An 18,561-nucleotide genomic window follows, 5' to 3' on the forward strand; every position below is an offset into this window, starting at 1 on the left:
AACAGTCATCTATGGCTAATTAACGCTGCTGGGGATGGTGTTCGTGCATCAAAGCTTCAATTTGGCCGTCAAGATTTCTAATCACCTGTTCCAAAGCGGGCAATCCGTCTAAAGGCAAAGGAGAAAGCCGAGTTCGATCGCGCATTAGATTCACTTTTCGCTGCAATTCTTCGGCCAGCCGCAGCGCGTCCCGACTCAAATTAGACAACTGCTGCTGCTGGTAAAACCTCAAAGCTGCCCCGCGCAACACTTGCAGCGTGGCTTCTTCCTTGCCGCCCACCGCCATTACCCGCAAGCGCAACAGCAAATGAGTTTCTTGATATATGCGTTCAACTTCGACTTGTTGGGGCTGTTCCACCGGGCAAACAGGCATATCTGTCAGCCGCTTCAACTCGTCGATGACCTCTTGGAACAGGACGGGTTCGATACCTTCGATCATCGATTTCAAAACGCCGTCTTGACTCCAAAGAATGCGGCCTCGGGACTGGTGCCGCTCAAAAAACAGGCGGCCGATACCCTCTAGTAGCACTCTACCGAGCAATTCTTGCAGCAGTTGGGGCGCTGGCAAAGTTGCCAAAACTTGGACAGGGCTTGATAAGTGCAAGGCATCTACATCCAAAACCGACAGCTCTGCAGGCGTCGGGAAAACCTCAGCGCCGGCAGGTGTCATTGCTGCGGGGACTGGTTTAAACCGCTCGCGAGCGGGAATGGAGGGTTCGGGCCCAGACAGCAGCGTTTCTGCTTTGGGGCCTGAAGTTACTGGTGCGGGATTTTTGGGTGTTGGGGCTGCTGCGGTTTCACTCTGGCTGGGTGCTTTGAGCTGGCTCCCGTGAAGCAAGTAAGCTGAGAGCATCGAGCGCTGAGTTTCCGATGCAATTGGCTCAGTTGTGACTGAGCAATTCATGTAAGCTAAAATCCGCTGCACGTAGTCCAAGGCGGAGTCATCTTGGGCATCGACTACGCCCAATTTAAACAGATTACCTTCTAGAGATAGAGGCAAAACTTGATAGTAAAGGCAAGCTTCAAAGGGGACAACTGTGTCGATTAGTTGAAATATTCGATCGGAGTCCATTGTAGCTGCGGAGTCTGTTGAAGATGTATGTATCATTAGCTGCTCTGTAGTCGGAAGCGCGATCGAGCGCGACGCACCAACCTGATGCGAGAAAGTTCAATGCTGCAACTTCCCTGACGGAGGAATTGCTCTAACAACCGGAAGCTTTTATTAAATAAAAATCCTTAGTCCCAGTATTTTCTCCGTTCTGTATTGCAGCCTCAAATTTTACCAAAAGATTGACAACTAGATGATGACTGGCGCACTCTTGACCAACTATCATCGATCGCGCGAGATTGATTCCCGTGGCTGGCAACGACAGAATTATGTCTTTAATGCGCAAGTATTACAGATGCACCCCAACCGATGATTTACGGGCAACCGCTTAATTTAGGATTGGTTAAAAAATCCTCAAAAGTCGATCGCGCTGATAGTATCTTATCCTACGCAGCAGCGATCGTCATTAATTCCCTTGCCGTTAACCTTCGACGGACGAGAAGGAATTGCGGAGCGATTGAGCTGCTAAATAGAGTTTGCTCCACTCGCCGATGACTTGATTGGTTTTCAGTTTTAATTCAGATGCGATCGTCTCTACACTTTTCCCTGCTTTCAACGATTCTAGCAACTGCCGCTGCACCGGTGTGAGGTCTTGTAAATATTGCTGCCACTGAGCGGGAGTCAAGCCCAAACTGTGTTCTTTGAGCGAAGTTTCCAGCCAGTTGGCGACTAATTCCGGTGCTTGTTTGACCGCAAAAACCCGAATCGCGTGGTAACTGACTTTTTCTCGCAAGCGGTAAATTTGCTTGATCGGAACCTTCAACTCCTCGGCAATTGCCTCTTGGGAACGGCCTTGCAGGTAAAGCCGCAGCCACCGGGAGGCCAGCGGATCAACTTCAGCGGCCAAGTAATTCTCAAATTCTTGTTGGACAATCTGCCGCTGAGTTTGCTGCTCTTCCCAAGCTTGATTTTCTCGATACTCGGACATTGCCTGTTCGTCTAGCAGGCTGAGCGGTTCGTCTGTATCCTCTGGTAGAACCTGTTCCGACACCAGCCGCACCCAGTCTCCTGCAGGCACCTGCGTCAACCCGCCCCGCTGGGCACGTCGCAGGTAGTTGACAAAACGGTACACCAGCAGCGGCTGGTTGCGGATCGGCCGCAAGCAGTATTCTTCTGTGCTCGCTAGCAGCAAAGCATTTCGCAGGCGTCTGTCTGAGGTGCATTCGGCAATCCAGGCGACTTGCTGCTGCAGGTAGCGATCGGAATTGAGCATTTCCTGAATCACTTCTTGCAGTACCTCCACCGCACTCCGCTGTCTGTCGCGACTCAGGGAAACCCACGCTTGGATTTTTTGCCGGAGCACAACCAAGCCGCCGAGCCGCCCGATTAAGTTGCGGTAAGCTTTTTCTGGCGGTACTCCCAGATAGCGAGAAAGCAAAATTCGATATAAAAAGTCGATCGCCCCAGAGGCAACAGACAATTGAGTTGGGCTAAGAGTGTCAAATCTTTCGGGCTTGTCTCCCAACAGCCAGCGGACAACACTCTCGCGAGTGCTAGAACTCTCCTGCGGGCAATCTTGTTCGAGTCGAGACTTCCAATCTTGTCCTAGTCTTTCCGCCAAGGTCATGGGCTGTCGAGAATATTGTCTTTCACCCCCGATTTTACGTGGTATCCTGGATTTTTGAGTATTTTTCAGATATACGATCGCGCGATCGGATAAATTACCTTAAATTACCCTAAACAAAATTCCATTACGGTGCGATATGCCTAACTTTTTATTAGAACTCGGTACAGAAGAATTGCCCGCATCTTTTGTCGCAAGCAGCGCCCAGCAGTGGCAGCGACTTGTACCTGCAACGCTGGCAGAAGAATCCTTGACAAATGACTCAATTAATGTATACGCTACTCCGAGGCGTTTGGCCGTTCTCGTGAAAGGACTGCCAGTTCAGCAATTAGATAGAGAAGAAGAGGTAAAAGGGCCGCCCGCGAGTTCGGCTTTTAAAGATGGCAAACCGACGAAAGCAGCCGAAGGTTTTGCGAAAAAGCAGGGCGTAGAAATTGAGGCTTTGGAAGTTCGCGCTACCGATAAAGGCGATTTTGTTTTTGTGCTCAAAAAGATTCCGGGGCGGATGAGTGCGGATATTTTGACAGAACTTGTGCCGCAGTGGATTAATAAGTTAGAAGGCAAAAGATTTATGCGGTGGGCCGACGGAGATTTGAAGTTTCCACGCCCGATTCGATCGCTCGTGGCACTGTTAGATGATACTGTACTGCCAATTACATTGGTGAGCGGTTCGGATACGGTCAAGAGCGATCGAATTTCCCAAGGACACCGGGTGTTATACACCCCCCCTACACCCCCCCTTGGCAAGGAGGGGACATCGCTTCCTACACCCCCCCTTGGCAAGGAGGGGACATCGCTTCCTACACCCCCCCTTGGCAAGGGGGGGACGGGGGGGGTCTCGATTCCCCAAGCCGAGGATTATGTCGAGTGTCTGCGGGCTGCTTGCGTGGAGGTCGATCGAACTCAGCGCAAAAATCAAATTAAAGCACAAGTAGAAGCCGCAGCAACAAAACAAGGCGGTTACGCCGCCATTACCGAAGAGTTGTTAGAAGAAGTCACCGACTTAGTAGAATGGCCGAACGCAGTTGTCGGGAAATTTGACGACGAATTTTTGATATTGCCGCCGGAAGTAATTACTACAATTATTGTCACAAACCAGCGGTATTTTCCGATTCTCAAAAGCCCGGATTTTCCCGAACTGCTGCCCTATTTCATTACAATTTCCAACGGCGACCCGGCTAAAGCGGCGATTATTGCCGCAGGTAACGAGCGAGTAGTGCGGGCGAGATTGGCAGACGGTCAGTTTTTCTACAAAGCAGACTTGGTAAAGCCTCTAGAGGATTATTTGCCCAAGTTGGCAACCGTTACTTTCCAGGAAGATTTGGGGACAGTACGCGCAAAAGTCGATCGTCTGTGCAAAATTGCCAGCCTAATCACACATCAACTGCAAATCACAGACGAACAACAAGCTTATATAGCAAGAGCAGCCTTACTTTGTAAAGCCGACCTCGTAACCCAAATGGTTTACGAACTTCCCGAAATGCAAGGAATCATGGGGCAGAAATACGCCTTAGCAAGTGGCGAACCGGAAGAAGTAGCCACAGCGATTTTTGAACATTATTTGCCCAAAGGTGCGGGCGACAATTTGCCCCAAACTCTCACAGGCCAAGTTGTCGCAATAGCAGACAAATTAGATACTTTAGTGAGCATCTTCGGCTTGGGAATGTTGCCGACTGGTTCATCCGATCCCTTCGCTTTGCGCCGCGCAGCCAATGCAATAACTAACATTATTTGGGCGGCTCAGTTGCCAGTCAACTTGCACCAGTTGCTTGCAGAAGTTGTTGCCGAATTTACCGCAACGCGCCCGGAAACGCCGGCGGAGTTGCTGGCTCAGTTATACGAGTTTTTCTTGCAAAGAATTCGGACTTTGTTGCAAGAAGAAAAAAATGTAGATTACGATTTGGTAAATGCCGTTTTGGGAGAAAACGACCCAGAATATACTGAACGAGCATTGAGAGATTTATTGGACGCGCTGGAAAGAGCACTTTTTCTGCAACAAATCCGCAATAACCAGACTTTGGATCTAATTTACGAAACAGTCAATCGTTCAACTCGTTTGGCGGCTCAAGGTGATTTGGATAAAGTAGAATTGGAACCGAAAACGGCGGTGAAACCAGAACTATTTCAAAAGTCGTCTGAACAAGCTTTCTATGATGCAGTCGTGCAGTTAGTGCCGCAAACGCTGCTATCCAAACAAACTCGCAATTACCAGCAGTTAGTAGATAGTTTGACTGAAATTGCTCCGACTGTCAGCAACTTTTTCGACGGGCCAGAAAGCGTGTTGGTGATGGATTCTGACCCGGAAATTAAGCAAAATCGGTTAAATTTACTGGGTTTGCTGCGGAATCACGCGCGGGTGTTGGCTGACTTTGGGGCGATCGTCAATCGATTTTAGATTTTGGATTTTAGATTTTAGATTGAAGAATTTAACTGGTTTCCAGGCTCTGCCTGGGAACCCATATCCAGAGGCTCTGCCTCGCTCTTTCCAAGGGAAGATATGAACAATGAATGAGAAACAACAGATTCGTAAATGGGCGCAAAGGTCAAACGCCAGTTTCTCGCTAGCGCCACTCAGTGTTGCCATATACTATCTACTATCTAAAGAAAACCCTCTGAGCAAGGAGATATACTTATTTGTAATGCTGGCGGTTGCTGCGGCCGGATCGTCATATCAGCTTCGGTGTTTATCCAGAGAGATTGTCCGGTTAGAAGAAAAAATTGAAGAACTTGAAAGACACACTCCTTGAAAAACTCAAAAAAAGGTCGCTCGAAATCACAAAAGAGGACACGGCAGTGCCTTTCGTTACGAATTAGGACACGGCAGTGCGGTTTCCCTACAAATATCGCGTGCGATCGCTCTATTAAAAAATAAGCAAAATGGCCAATAGCCAAAAACCCATGCAAGGTTAAGATATAAACTTATAAAACCCGGGAAGTTCGCTCCATCACACACACAACTTATGCCGATAGCTCATATCATTGGACTAGGAAAATCAGGAATTGCCGCCGCAAGACTGCTAAAACGCGAAGGATGGGAAGTAACGCTGAGCGATCGCTCATCTTCCCCAAACTTGCTCGAACAGCAACAGGAACTCACTAGCGAAGGAATAAAAGTTGAGTTAGGTAAATCTTTTGAACCAGTCGAATCTATAGAATTAATAGTAGTAAGTCCGGGCGTTCCCTGGGACAGTCCAGCCTTAGTGCGCGCCAGAGATTTAGGCATTGAAACAATCGGAGAAATGGCTCTCGCGTGGCGTTACCTCAAATCTCCTTGGGTGGGAATTACCGGCACTAATGGCAAAACTACCACTACTGCTTTAATTGCTGCTATTTTTGCAGAGGCCGGACTTTACGCTCCCGCTTGCGGCAATATTGGCTATGCTGCGTGTGAATTAGCTTTAGCTGAAAGACAGCCGGATTGGGTAATCGCAGAAATCAGCAGCTATCAGATAGAATCCTCGCCGTTTGTAGCGCCGCGAATCGGAGTTTTGACGACTTTGACGCCGGATCACCTCAGCCGCCACAAAACTTTGGAAAATTACTACAACATTAAAGCGCATTTGCTGAAAAAGTCTGAATTGCAAGTAATTAACGGCGACGATCCTTGTTTGCGCCAGCAAGGAGTTGACGTTTGGCCGGATGCGTGTTGGACGAGTGTCAAAGGTGAAAAAGAACTGTTGGGCGATCGCACTTTTGGAGCTTACATCGAAAACGGTTGGGTAATAGCTCAAAGCGAGAAAATTTTACCTGCTGAGTCTTTGCGGATGGTGGGAGAACACAATTTGCAGAATTTGTTAATGGCGGTGGCGGCGGCTAATTTAGCGGGGATAGATAAAAGTGCGATCGCCCGGGCGATCGCTAAATTCCCCGGAGTTTCGCACCGCCTCGAACACATCTGCACTTGGGAAGGCATAGATTTCATCAATGACAGCAAAGCTACTAATTATGACGCCGCCCAAGTCGGGTTGGCTTCTGTCAGCGCACCGGCGATTTTAATTGCCGGCGGCGACGCCAAAGAAGGGGACGATCGCGCATGGATTGATACAATCAAGGCGAAAGCTGCTGCGGTACTGTTAATTGGAGATGCAGCGAGTCTTTTTGGCGATCGGCTCAAACAAGCAAATTACAACGCTTGGGAAATAGTCGAAACAATGGAAAGAGCAATTCCGAGAGCCGCAGAATTAGCCCAACAAAATCATGCTAAAGTAGTGCTGCTTTCTCCAGCCTGTGCTAGCTTCGATCAATACCAAAATTTCGAGCAACGGGGCGATCATTTCCGCCAATTATGCCTCGAATCGCTAGTTTAAATATGTCATTGTTCGCTGTGTACAAAGTAAGATTGTTATACACAGCGAACACTAACAAAATTCAATCTGCGTTCATCTGCGTCTATCGGCTTACATCTGCGGTTAAAACTTAAAACCTCTAGTTTCGGCCAATCTACTTTAACTAACAGTCTTCCAAACAGTCTTAATTCTCTCCTGTTGTTCCCCTTCGAGCGCCTCAAAAACAATCATTATTTCCTCATGAGTATAATCAATAATGATTGCTGCCAATTGAGCCGCCGTTTCCGCTTCCAGCATCGCTAGTTTTAACTTTGCCATTGCTTCTCGATCCATTAATACTATAGTTTGAATATTAACCTCCCTTTCATTTTAATAATACTTGCAAATCTCTTTTACTTTGGGATTGACACTGGCAACCATAGCCGCATTTATTGTATCAGAATTGCGAGACGATATTTGAAACTCTGGGTGACAAAGCTCAGAGCGCAATTTTTCATCAATCTCCAGAATCTCCCCTTCCGAAGTTAAAAGCTGCTGCAACAAAATTTTAATTTCCTGTTCCAGTTGGCGATTTCCCTGTAGAAAAAAATCTTGAGAATTAGAACGAAACAAGCCGCTATTGACTTGCTGAATTTCGCTGGATCTCAGCACTTGGGCAGACGCAGCCGCCGGGAATCCAAAAGATATTGCTAGCGACAAACTAAGAATTATCTTGTTGAGAATGCTCTTCATGACTTTCTGTGGGATTTTTAACCTCAGTTGCTTTCTCGTCTTCTGAGTCACTTGCTAATTCATCTTCTTGTTCGATTTTTTCTTGCCACTCGACAAGTTGTTGAAAAAGCTGCTGGCTAACTTGAAATACAGGTTTGTTTGTTTCTGACATATTTACTACTCCTAAAATTAATTACATTAAGCACAGGTAAAATACCTGTGCTAGAACTGTGCTAGAAAACAATGATGTCGGTGAAAGCGATGTTTAAACCTTCAGCAGCGACATGATGATGCCAGTGAAGGAACCGCCAAGCAGAGCTAAAGTAGCTAAGGTACTAATGCCAAAACCCAGGCCTCTTTTTTCGGCTGCTTGATAATATCCCCAAGCAAACAAAATGCGTCCAATTATCCAAACTGCACCGATTGCAGAGGCCCAAATTGGGCTGATAAATTGGGAGAACAGCCACAGCGAGGGCAAAAATAGAATCATTTGCTCTACAGTATTTTGCTGAACTCGCAACACTCGCTCAAAGTCTGGATTTCCTGTCACCTGCGGGGGAGAAACTTTGTATTTAAATCTAGCTCTGCCGACGTTGATCGTGACAATAAAATAAAGCAATAATGCTGAGGCGGTAACTAGGCTTGGCCAAAGTGCGGCGTTTGTTTCTGCGAGCATGATTGGGGTATGATTCGAGTGGAGTAGATATGTTAGGATCGCGAATTAAATAACTTACAATTTTAATTGTTATGGTGGGATGGGCGTCCCGCCCGTCCAAAAAGGGCGGGCGGGACGCCCACCCCACTTTCAAGAGTGTAAGTTATTTAATTCTCATTCCTTAATTATAAGGCAAAAGGCATCAGGAAGGTACTCTAAGAGCTTTTGACCCGGATACGCGGATTAATTAATGCCTCATGCCCCATGCCCCATGCCCCATGTCCCATGCCCAATTAATGCAGCAATTCCTCTAATTTTTGCTGGTTCCACAAATACTGATAAAGCCCTGTTTGACCTACCAATTCTGCATGAGTTCCGCTCTGAACTATTTCTCCCTTATCCATCACAAAAATGCGATCGGCACTAGCCGCTGCCGACATTTGATGCGAGATAAAAATTACCGTTTTGCGATCGGTTCCCGTTGCCAAGTTTTGCAAAATATCGGTAGCAGTTTGATTGTCAACGCTGGAAAGAGCGTCATCTAAAATCAGCACTGGAGCATCAACTAACAAAGCGCGAGCAAGTGCCGTCCGCTGCCGCTGTCCGCCAGATAAAGTAATTCCGCGCTCGCCGACAACAGTTTTGTACTGCTGCGGAAAGTTGAGGATTTCTGGGTGAATTTGGGCTTGTTTTGCCGCCGCTTCAATCTCCGGCTGTTCCGCTAAAGGATTGCCGTAGCGGATGTTATTTTTGATGCTAGTGCCGAAAAGAAAGCTTTCTTGGGGAACGTAGGCGATCGCCCCGCGCAATTGGGTCAATTTCACCTCAGTAATATCCTGTCCGTCTACAAATAACTGACCCGGATCGATATCTAGCAAGCGTGGCAGCGCATTAGCTAAAGTTGATTTTCCTGAGCCGATCGCCCCGACAATTGCGACAGTTTCGCCCGGTTTTATGGTAAAATTAACATTTTTAAGGGCGGGTGTCTTAGCACCCGGATAAGTAAAATTTAGATGGCGAGCCGCAATTTCGCCTTTGACTGGAGTTGGCAGTTCAACTGCACCAGCAGCATCCTTAATTTGCGGTTCCACAGTCAGAATTGATTCGATGCGATCGACACTCACTTCTCCCCGCTGGTAAGCAGTAATTGTGAAACCCAACAGCGCCGTCGGAAACACCAAACGCTCGACATAAATCAGCAACGCCACAAAATCGCCAATGCTAATTTCACCCTTAGCAATTGCCCCGCCACCTGCTGAAAGCAGCACCAACAAACTGATGCTTGCCAAACCGCCCAGCAGTGGAAAAATAAAGTTTCTAGTTTTTGCTAAGAGCAAGTTTGCTGATAGCAACTGTGCGTTGGAATTGCGAAAAGCTCGGCGTTCGTTTTCTTCTTGAGCGTAGATTTTAATTACGGAAATCCCGCTCATATCTTCCTGAATTAAATCGCTCATCGCTGACAGTTCCTCTTGCACGGCTAACTGTTGGATGCGAAGTTTGTCGCTAAATAACTGCACCAAAACTAGCATTAAAGGATAAACTGCGATCGCCAACAGCGTCAGCTTTGGATTAATCCCCAGCATCACCGGCAAAGTCAAAGCATAGGCAAATGCCGTATTCGCCAAACTCAGCACTGCAAACCCCACCAAGCGCCGAATATTGTCCAAATCGGAAGTAGCGCGGTTAATTAAATCTCCTACCGTATTGGCAGCAAAATAAGACGGTTCTAATGTTAATAAATGATTAAATATTTGCTGTTTGAGGTCAAATTCGACTTGACGCCCCACGCCAAACAGCAAAATCCGCGACGCCATCCGAATCACCCACATAATTGAGGCGAGTAGCAGAATCAGCAGCACGAAGTTGAAAACTTCGTCAAATTTAGTCGCAATTTGCAGAGTGTCAACTGCATTGCGAATCAGCAGGGGAATGTAAACGCCCACAGCATTGACAACTAATAGCGAAAAAACGCCCCAGAAGGTTGGTTTCCAGTGCGGGCGCATATAAGAGCCGAGTTTTTGCAGTCGAGAATAACGAGCCATGTGTTAGCGAGTAATTTGAGATTGACTGAGAAAAGGAAGAAGGTTCGGAAACGGATTTTGTAACGGATGTAATGGATGAAAGGAACAAGGTACAAGGAAGAATGAAGAAGTCCGAGGGAAGGCGCAATCTTCAGCTCATGTTTCAGCAATTAAGAACGTCATCATCGTCGTCGGGCGTGGTTGCTATAGAAGGTAGAAGGGCGAAAAAAAAGAATAGAATCTCTATCGAAAGGTAGATGACCGAAAACACAAGTTAAGAAATTTTTAATAAAAATTCTGCTTTGGGATGACGCGCCATAAAAGTTGGGTTTGGGGCCGAACCAAAATTCGATCGAGATGTCACAAACCACATTATATCTGTGGGCACAGGATATCTGTGGATACACGATATCTCTGAGGACAGGACAGGGACACGGCATTGCCCTGTCCTTAGCCACCCGGAACGAGCTTGCCCAAATCTCCAATCCGCCCCCGCAACCCCCCGCACCGTTCGGGCGCGCTACAATCAAAAATCGATCGGCTTAGCACTCTGCCTCAGAGAGTGCTAAATTTGCTAATGTAAGCGATTGGAGACAAACATGACCAAAATAGTTGCATTTAGCGACAAATCTCGGCGGGCACTAGAACGCGGCGTCAATCAACTCGCCGATGCTGTCCGCATCACCTTGGGCCCGAAAGGTCGGAACGTCCTATTGGAAAAGAAATACGGTGCTCCCCAAATAGTTAACGACGGTATCACTGTTGCTAGGGAGATCGAACTCGAAGACCCCCTGGAAAATGCCGGCGCTCGCTTAATTCAAGAAGTAGCCTCCAAAACTAAAGATATCGCAGGCGACGGCACAACAACCGCAACAGTTATAGCTCAATCCCTGATTCGCGAAGGTTTGAAGAATGTAGCGGCTGGTGCGAATCCCGTCGCGCTGCGCCGGGGTATTGAAAAAACGATCGCCCACTTGGTGCTGGAAATCGAGAAATTGGCGAAACCCGTCGAAGGAAGCGCCATTGCTCAAGTCGCCACTGTCTCCGCCGGTAACGACGAAGAAGTCGGCAGCATGATTTCCCAAGCGATGGAAAAAGTCACGAAAGACGGCGTAATTACTGTTGAAGAGTCGAAATCTCTGACGACAGAATTGGAAGTTGTCGAAGGGATGCAGTACGATCGCGGATATCTTTCTCCGTATTTCGTCACTAACGGCGATCGCATGGAAGTTGAGTACGAAAACGCTCGCATCCTGATTACCGACAAAAAAATTAACGTCATTCAAGAACTAATTCCGGTTCTCGAAAAAATCGCCCGCACCGGTCAACCTCTGGTAATTATTGCCGAAGACATTGAAGGCGAAGCTTTGGCAACTTTGGTAGTCAACAAAGCCCGCGGCGTGTTGAATATTGCAGCTACCAAAGCTCCTGGTTTTGGCGAGCGGCGCAAAGCTATGCTTCAAGATATCGCCGTTCTCACCGGCGGTCAACTGATTTCCGAAGAAGTCGGACTCAGCATCGATACCGCAACTCTAGAAATGCTCGGTACCGCCCGCAAAATTACGATCGACAAAGAAAACACCATCATTGTTGCTGGCGACGAACACAAAGCTGACGTGCAAAAACGGATCGAGCAAATCCGCAAGCAGCTAGAAGCGACGGATTCCGAGTACGACAAGGAAAAATTGACCGAACGCATCGCCAAACTCGCCGGTGGCATCGCTGTAATTAAAGTTGGCGCAGCTACCGAAACCGAGCTCAAAGACCGTAAACTGCGTATTGAAGACGCTCTGAACGCTACTAAAGCTGCTGTGGAAGAAGGTATCGTTGCCGGAGGCGGCACGACGCTAATTCACTTGATTACAAAAATAGATGCGATCGCAAATACTTTAGACACCGAAGAACAAGTAGGCGCTGACTTGGTGAAGAAAGCTTTGGAAGCACCTTTGCGTCAAATCGCTGATAATGCCGGCGTTGAAGGTTCGATCGTGATCGAGCGAGTGCGGGCGAGCGAGTTCAACGTTGGCTACAACGCTCTCACCGACGTGTACGAAGATATGATTGCCGCCGGGATTATTGACCCGGCTAAGGTGGTGCGATCGGCTTTGCAAAATGCCGGTTCCATTGCGGGTATGGTGTTGACTACTGAAGCTGTGATTGTCGAAAAACCCGAGAAGAAAAAAGCCGGCGGCGACATGGGCGACATGGGCGGCATGGGCGGCATGGGCGGCATGGGCGGCATGGGCGGCATGGGCGGCATGGGCGGCATGGGCGGCATGGGCATGATGTAGTCTTCAGTCATGAGTCAGCAGTTTTCACCTAAAAACTGCCGGCTGACTGCTGGCTGTTGAGGCAAAAAAGCAGTCTGTAGCTTCTGTAGGGTGCGCACTGCGCACCTTACCCTATCGAGCGACTAAAATTTTTCGCAGAAACCGGGTTTCTGAGCGTCTCTTCCCCTCTCCCCATCTCGCTTTTGCCTTTTCTATCCGCTACGTCTTGTTTAAAAAAAGAGCATCTGCTCTAATTAAGTTATATTCCGAAAAATACTATTTCCTTAAAATTTTTGTATTATAGGGAATTGCACCGAAAATTCCACCAAAAATTGCACCGGGAATCGCCGCAGTAAAGTGCGCAAAAATATTTGAGTGAGTTAAACTAACTTTAGGAAAATTTTAGAGATTAACTTGCAAGCGATCGAAAAATACCCATGCAGGAAGTTATCAACTCGTTACAGTCTTTTTTCTCTAACTCTGTTGATGCTTTCCTAGAGTGCGATCGACAGCAAAAGTACCTATCGATCAATCCTGTCGCTGCTGCTTGGATGGGATTGGAACCTGCTGAAATAGTCAACAAAACTCATCAAGAATTATTAAAATTATATCCCAATAATGCTCCTCTAAAAAAGATAATCTCGCAGATTGATTCCTGCCTGCAACAAGTATTTATCACAGGGAAAAAAAGGCTGGCAATTCACGAGGTGACAGCGGCAGACGGCGGGATAAAAATTTACGAAACGGCTTACACGCCAGCGGTGGATGCCTCTAGCAACCAGATGCGGGTTTTCGGCGTTGGTAGAGATATCACCAGGCACTACCGCTGGCAGCAGCAGAAAACTCAAGAGTTGCGCAGATCGAACCATTTACTGTGGTTGAATGCAGCTAACAGTCCCCTGGCAATGGTGGGCTGGGATGAAGATTTTCGCATCGTTCAGTGGTCGAAACGCGCTGAAGAAATCTTGGGCTGGACATCCGATGATATGATGGGCAAGCAGTTCGGCGATTTAGATTTGGTTTGCGAAGAAGATAGAGAGGCTGTAAGCGCGATCGAACTCGAACTAGCCACAGGCAGAGGCAATACTTCAATTAACCGCAACTATACTAAAAGCGGACAGGTAATTTGGTGTCGCTGGTTCAACTCGATTATTCGCAGCGGCGACACTTTTACCGTGCTTTCTTTGGTGGAAGACATCACCGATCGCAAACGGTTGGAAGCGGAAAAAGCCCAAGCTTCTCGCCTCACAGCAATGGTAGCCGATGTTGGTATTGCTCTCACCAAACACCCTCAAGATATCCTGCTTCCCTGCTGCGAGGCAATGGTGCAAAATCTCGATGTCGCCTCTGCTGAAATTTGGATTTTTAACTCTCAACAGAATGTTTGGGAATTGCAAGCCGTCTCGGGAATCTACAGCCGCACAGCAGATCGGGCTAGCTTTATTGAAAGTAAAGTTAACTCGATCGCCAAACAGAAAAAACCGGAATTCGACTGCGGATTTGAACTGAATAATTTTGAACTCCTACAGGAAGAATCCCAAGCAACAGCGGCACACAGTTCCGAATTAGCAATTATCAACAGCCGTCAAAAGCCGGCAAATTGCCCAATTCCCAAGCAAATTCTCACCTTCGCCGGCTACCCTTTAATTGTCGAAGAACGGCTGGTGGGAGTGATGGTAATTATCAGCAGCCAGCCGCTGACACCACCCTTTCAAGAAACTTTAGCATCGGTTGCCGATGTCATCGCTTTAGGCATCGAACGCAAGCGTGCAGAAGCCGAATTAAAATCAGCTAGAGGGTTCCTCAATTCCGTAGTAGAAAATCTGCCGGTGGGTGTTTTTGCTAAAGATGCTTCCTCCCTGAAATTTGTGCTGTGGAATAAAGCGGGAGAAACGATCGCAGGTGTTACCTCTCAAGAGGCGATCGGCAAAAATGACTACGATATTTACCCCAAAGAACAAGCTGATGTTTTCACCGCTCAAGACAGGGAAATACTGACCGGCGACCGCAACCAGTCTACTGTTAAAGACATAGCCGAAGAGCCGATTCAAACTCGCCACAAAGGTATGAGAATACTGCACACCCGCAAAGTGCCAATTCTCGACGCTGCAGGCCGTCCTCAGTACGTTTTAGGTATTACGGAAGATATCACCGAACGCAGGCAGGTGGACGAAAGCGTGCGCCTCTACGACCAAATTGTCGAGAATATGCAAATTGGTTTGTACGTCTACCATTTAGAAAATATAGACGATGACAGCACTCTCAGGGCGATCGCCTCTAATCCCGCTGCTACCCTGTTTACCGGATTAGAAATGGCCGACGTTTTGGGCATGACAATCGACGAGATTTTTCCCCACCTGCGATCGAAAAACATTCCGCAGGCATTTGTTTCGGTAATTCGCAGTCAGAAAGCCGTAGAAATTGAAGATATTGACTGCGATGAAGGCGGCAGAATAACTCGCGCTTTTTCTATTAAAGCTTTTCCATTACCCAACAACTGCGTCGGTGTTGCTTTTGAAAACATTACTGCTCGCAAGTGCCTGGAACTAGAACTGCAGGTAGCTTTGGAAAAAACCGAACGTTCCGAACAACTGCTGCGCACAGTTATAGACAAAACCAGCGACTGGATTTTTGCCAAAGACAAAAACTTTCGCTATATTTTGGGAAACAATAGTTTCGCTCAAGCACTTGGTAAAACACTCGAAGAAATCATTAGCAAATCTGATTTAGAATTAGGCTTTTCAGAAGAGCTAGTGTTTGGAAATTTAGCCAAAAATTTCCGAGGATTTCGCACAGACGACTGTGCTGTACTGGCAGGCGAAATCATCCACAATCCCTGCGATCTGGCTACTGTTGCAGACGGTTCAGTACATATTTTTGACACCCAAAAACTTCCCTTGCGCGACGCTGAAGGCAATATATTTGCAGTGCTAGCTTTCGCTCGCGATATTACAGAACGCCATGAATCTGAAGCAGCTTTGCGCCGGAGCGAAACCAGATTTAGGTCTTTGGTAGCGAATATTCCGGGAGTGGTTTATCGCTGGCAATGCGATTTTTCGACAAGTTTTATTAGCAATGCGGTTTACTTACTAACGGGCTACCCTGCTGGAGATTTTATTTCTCCTTTGAACAGGGGAGGTAGGACTTTTGCTAGCATTATTTACCCGGAAGATTTGGTAAAAGTAGAAGCCACTATTCGGCAAGCAATAGAAAACAAACAGTCTTATAACTTGGAATACCGCTTGCTAGCAGCAGACGGGACGGTTAAATGGGTGTGGGATAAAGGTTCTCCTGTGTTCGACGCAGATGGGAACGTTTGCTGTTTGGATGGGGTGATTGTTGATATTAGCGATCGCTACTGCGCCCAAGAAGCATTGCGCCAAAAAACTTCTGAGTTGGAAGCTGTTTTTCTGGCATTGCCGGATTTGTATTTCCGAATCGATGCTGACGGCATTATTTTGGATTACTTGTCAGGAAACTCATCGGATTTGCACCTGAGTCCCGAGTATTTTCTGGGCCAACGAATGATCGATATATTGCCGGCAACCGCGGCCAGCCAATTCGAGCGGGCAATACTTGAGGTTTCCGAAAACAGAACTCCAGTTAATCTAGAGTATTCGCTACCTATGCCGACTGGAGAAGAAACTTATGAAGCGAGATTGCTGCCTTTTAACTCGAATCAAGCGATCGCTATCGCCCGCAATATTACGAAGCGCAAACAGGCTGAATCTCAGTTAAAACATAAAAATCACCAGCTAGAGCAAACATTGAAACAACTAGGAAGGACTCAAGCTCAACTAATTCAAGCGGAAAAAATGTCGGGTTTGGGACAGCTAGTAGCGGGAATTGCTCACGAAATTAATAATCCAGTCAGTTTTATATACGGTAATATCATTTACGCTAGCGAGTATGCCAAAAATTTGCTGCAACTGTGCACTTTGTATCAAGAATATTACCCGGAACCTGTTTCTTCTATCGCGGAGTTTGCTGAAGAAATAGAACTCGAATTTATGAAAGAGGATTTCCCGCACCTACTGAATTCAATTCAAACCGGAGCCGAGCGAATTCGCCAAATAGTTCTGTCTTTGCGCAACTTTTCCCGCCTCGAAGAATCAGATATTAAGCGTGTTAATATCCACGAAGGAATAGATAGCGCTCTGTTAATTTTGCAACACAGACTTAAAGAAAATGGCAGAAATCGTAATATTGAAATAGTTAAAGAATATGGGAATTTGCCACCGATACAGTGCTACGCGGGACAGTTAAATCAAGTGTTTATGAATATTTTAAATAATGCTATTGATGCTTTAGCGGATGTCAGGTATAGGAAGTTGGAATTGGCGAGTGCAACGGATACCCCGGGGCAAGATTTTCCTGGTTTACCTTTAAGTTGCGACGGATTGCCGGGGATTCGGATTCGCACGGAGGTTTTGGATAACAATCGGGTTGCGATCGCCATTTCCGATAACGGGTCGGGAATGGCAGAGTCTGTTAAATCTCGGGTATTTGACCCGTTTTTTACTACTAAACCAGTAGGCAAAGGTACAGGTTTGGGACTGTCTATCTCCTATCAGATTGTGGTAGAAAGACACGGGGGCACGCTGCGGTGCATTTCCGCGCCGGGAGAGGGAAGTGAATTCGCGATCGAGATTCCAATTCGGCAGTGGTAATTGGTAATTAGTAGTTGGTAAGTAGTAATTGGTAGTCGCACGAGAAAAATGATAATCTAATTAAAGGTTCTAAAAGTCAGGAATATTAGCATGGTATCCAAAAGCATACATACTTCTAGCGCCGTTGCAAAAGCAATTAAAGATGATGATGATGATGATTCCTACGTTGACTATTTTTATGACGTTCCGGGGTCTCCGCCGGGAACTCTGGACTTACCAGCCGATGCGCCACCTCCCGAGATTGTATTAATTGACTATTGCGACACAGCAGCTAAGCGCACAAACTTGGAAAATCCTCAAGAAGCTGCTGCGTATTTAGATACAGCATCTGTTTCTTGGGTTGATGTGTTGGGATTGGGAAATCAAGAAACTTGGCTTCAAATGGGCGAAGTGTTTGATTTGCATCTTGTGGCTCAAGAGGATGTGGTTAATGTACCCCAGCGCCCTAAAGTTGTACATTACGAAAATCATATTTTAATCATTGCCTGGATGGTGATGATTAAGCCGAATTCAGATATTTTTCACAAAGAACAAGTTAGTTTGCTTTTGGGTAAACATTACCTGTTAACTGTTCAGGAAGAACCGGACTATGATTGTTTCGATCCCGTTCGCGAGCGGATTCGTAAAGGACAAGGAATTATTCGCAAACACGGCTCAGATTATCTGGCTTATACTCTCTTAGATGCGATTATAGATGGATTCTTCCCAGTATTAGAAATGTACGGAGAGCGCATTGAAGAACTAGAGGATGAAGTGGTGGTGAACCCCACCCGCAGAACCCTGGAAAAAATTTATAAAATTCGGCGAGAATTGCTGACGCTGCGCCGCGCCATTTGGCCGCAGCGGGATGCAATTAATGTTTTGATTCGAGATAGCAGTGATTTGATTAGTCCCGAGGTGCGAATTTACTTGCGCGACTGTTACGATCACACGGTGCAGGTGATGGATATGGTGGAAACCTATCGAGAGTTGTCTTCGGGTTTAATGGATGTTTATCTGTCATCTGTGGGCAATAAAATGAATGAAATTATGAAACTGCTGACAGTAATTTCTAGTATTTTTATTCCTCTAACTTTTGTGGCGGGAGTATACGGGATGAATTTCAATACAGAGAAATCGCCTTGGAATATGCCGGAACTGAATTGGTATTTTGGCTATCCGCTTTGTTGGGCGATCATGGTAGCGATCGCCTCGGCTTTAGTTTACTTCTTCTGGCGGCGCGGCTGGTTTGAAAACTTTTCTACTGTGAAAGATGAGTCAGTAAAGTAACCGGATT

General features: G+C 46.8%; 13 protein-coding genes. 6 read left to right on the plus strand and 7 right to left on the minus strand.

Translation table 11 applies throughout. The features are described 5' to 3' along the window. Window positions 1-19: 19 nt before the first annotated feature. Window positions 20-1,108 (minus strand): hypothetical protein, encoded by a 1,089-nt coding sequence (locus QUB30_RS05645; protein WP_333330331.1) that lies wholly within the window; start codon window positions 1,106-1,108, stop codon window positions 20-22. Between the two features lie 421 nt (window positions 1,109-1,529). Next, window positions 1,530-2,675 (minus strand): HetZ-related protein 2, encoded by a 1,146-nt coding sequence (locus QUB30_RS05650; protein WP_333330334.1) that lies wholly within the window; start codon window positions 2,673-2,675, stop codon window positions 1,530-1,532. 136 nt (window positions 2,676-2,811) lie between these two features. Here QUB30_RS05650 and glyS point away from each other — a divergent pair, with 136 nt between their 5' ends. Beyond that, complete coding sequence (glyS, locus tag QUB30_RS05655) at window positions 2,812-5,067, plus strand: glycine--tRNA ligase subunit beta (RefSeq protein WP_333330338.1); 2,256 nt, start codon at window positions 2,812-2,814, stop codon at window positions 5,065-5,067. 565 nt (window positions 5,068-5,632) lie between these two features. Beyond that, window positions 5,633-6,979, plus strand: a complete 1,347-nt coding sequence (gene murD / locus QUB30_RS05660; protein WP_333330341.1) for a UDP-N-acetylmuramoyl-L-alanine--D-glutamate ligase — start codon at window positions 5,633-5,635, stop codon at window positions 6,977-6,979. 138 nt (window positions 6,980-7,117) lie between these two features. On the opposite strand, the gene QUB30_RS05665 is transcribed toward murD, so the two are convergent. The 5 genes from QUB30_RS05665 to QUB30_RS05685 form a co-directional block, all read right to left on the minus strand. Next, complete coding sequence (locus tag QUB30_RS05665; RefSeq protein ID WP_333330344.1) at window positions 7,118-7,276, minus strand: hypothetical protein; 159 nt, start codon at window positions 7,274-7,276, stop codon at window positions 7,118-7,120. 51 nt (window positions 7,277-7,327) lie between these two features. Beyond that, on the minus strand, window positions 7,328-7,690 hold the full coding sequence (locus QUB30_RS05670; RefSeq protein WP_333330347.1) for a hypothetical protein: 363 nt from the start codon (window positions 7,688-7,690) through the stop codon (window positions 7,328-7,330). Next, a complete protein-coding gene (locus QUB30_RS05675; protein WP_333330350.1) occupies window positions 7,659-7,841 on the minus strand; it encodes a hypothetical protein in 183 nt (60 codons plus the stop codon). Before QUB30_RS05675 ends, QUB30_RS05670 begins: the two co-directional genes overlap by 32 nt. Before the next feature lie 93 nt (window positions 7,842-7,934). After that, complete coding sequence (locus tag QUB30_RS05680; protein ID WP_333330353.1) at window positions 7,935-8,345, minus strand: MAPEG family protein; 411 nt, start codon at window positions 8,343-8,345, stop codon at window positions 7,935-7,937. Between the two features lie 272 nt (window positions 8,346-8,617). Next, window positions 8,618-10,366 (minus strand): ABC transporter ATP-binding protein, encoded by a 1,749-nt coding sequence (locus QUB30_RS05685; RefSeq protein WP_333330356.1) that lies wholly within the window; start codon window positions 10,364-10,366, stop codon window positions 8,618-8,620. A 336-nt stretch (window positions 10,367-10,702) separates the two neighbouring features. Here QUB30_RS05685 and QUB30_RS05690 point away from each other — a divergent pair, with 336 nt between their 5' ends. From QUB30_RS05690 to corA, 4 genes are all read left to right on the plus strand, one after another. Next, a complete protein-coding gene (locus QUB30_RS05690; protein ID WP_333330359.1) occupies window positions 10,703-10,891 on the plus strand; it encodes a hypothetical protein in 189 nt (62 codons plus the stop codon). A gap of 53 nt (window positions 10,892-10,944) precedes the next feature. Then, window positions 10,945-12,636, plus strand: coding sequence for a chaperonin GroEL (groL, locus tag QUB30_RS05695; protein WP_333330361.1), 1,692 nt, complete (start codon window positions 10,945-10,947; stop codon window positions 12,634-12,636). 416 nt (window positions 12,637-13,052) lie between these two features. Beyond that, window positions 13,053-17,285, plus strand: a complete 4,233-nt coding sequence (locus QUB30_RS05700; protein ID WP_333330364.1) for a PAS domain S-box protein — start codon at window positions 13,053-13,055, stop codon at window positions 17,283-17,285. Between the two features lie 90 nt (window positions 17,286-17,375). Beyond that, window positions 17,376-18,554 carry a magnesium/cobalt transporter CorA gene (corA, locus tag QUB30_RS05705; protein ID WP_333330368.1) on the plus strand — a complete coding sequence of 393 codons (1,179 nt, stop codon included), beginning with the start codon at window positions 17,376-17,378 and terminating at the stop codon, window positions 18,552-18,554. Window positions 18,555-18,561: the final 7 nt, after the last annotated feature.

Source organism: Microcoleus sp. BROC3 (genome assembly GCF_036702515.1).
Classification (GTDB): Bacteria; Cyanobacteriota; Cyanobacteriia; order Cyanobacteriales; family Microcoleaceae; genus Microcoleus.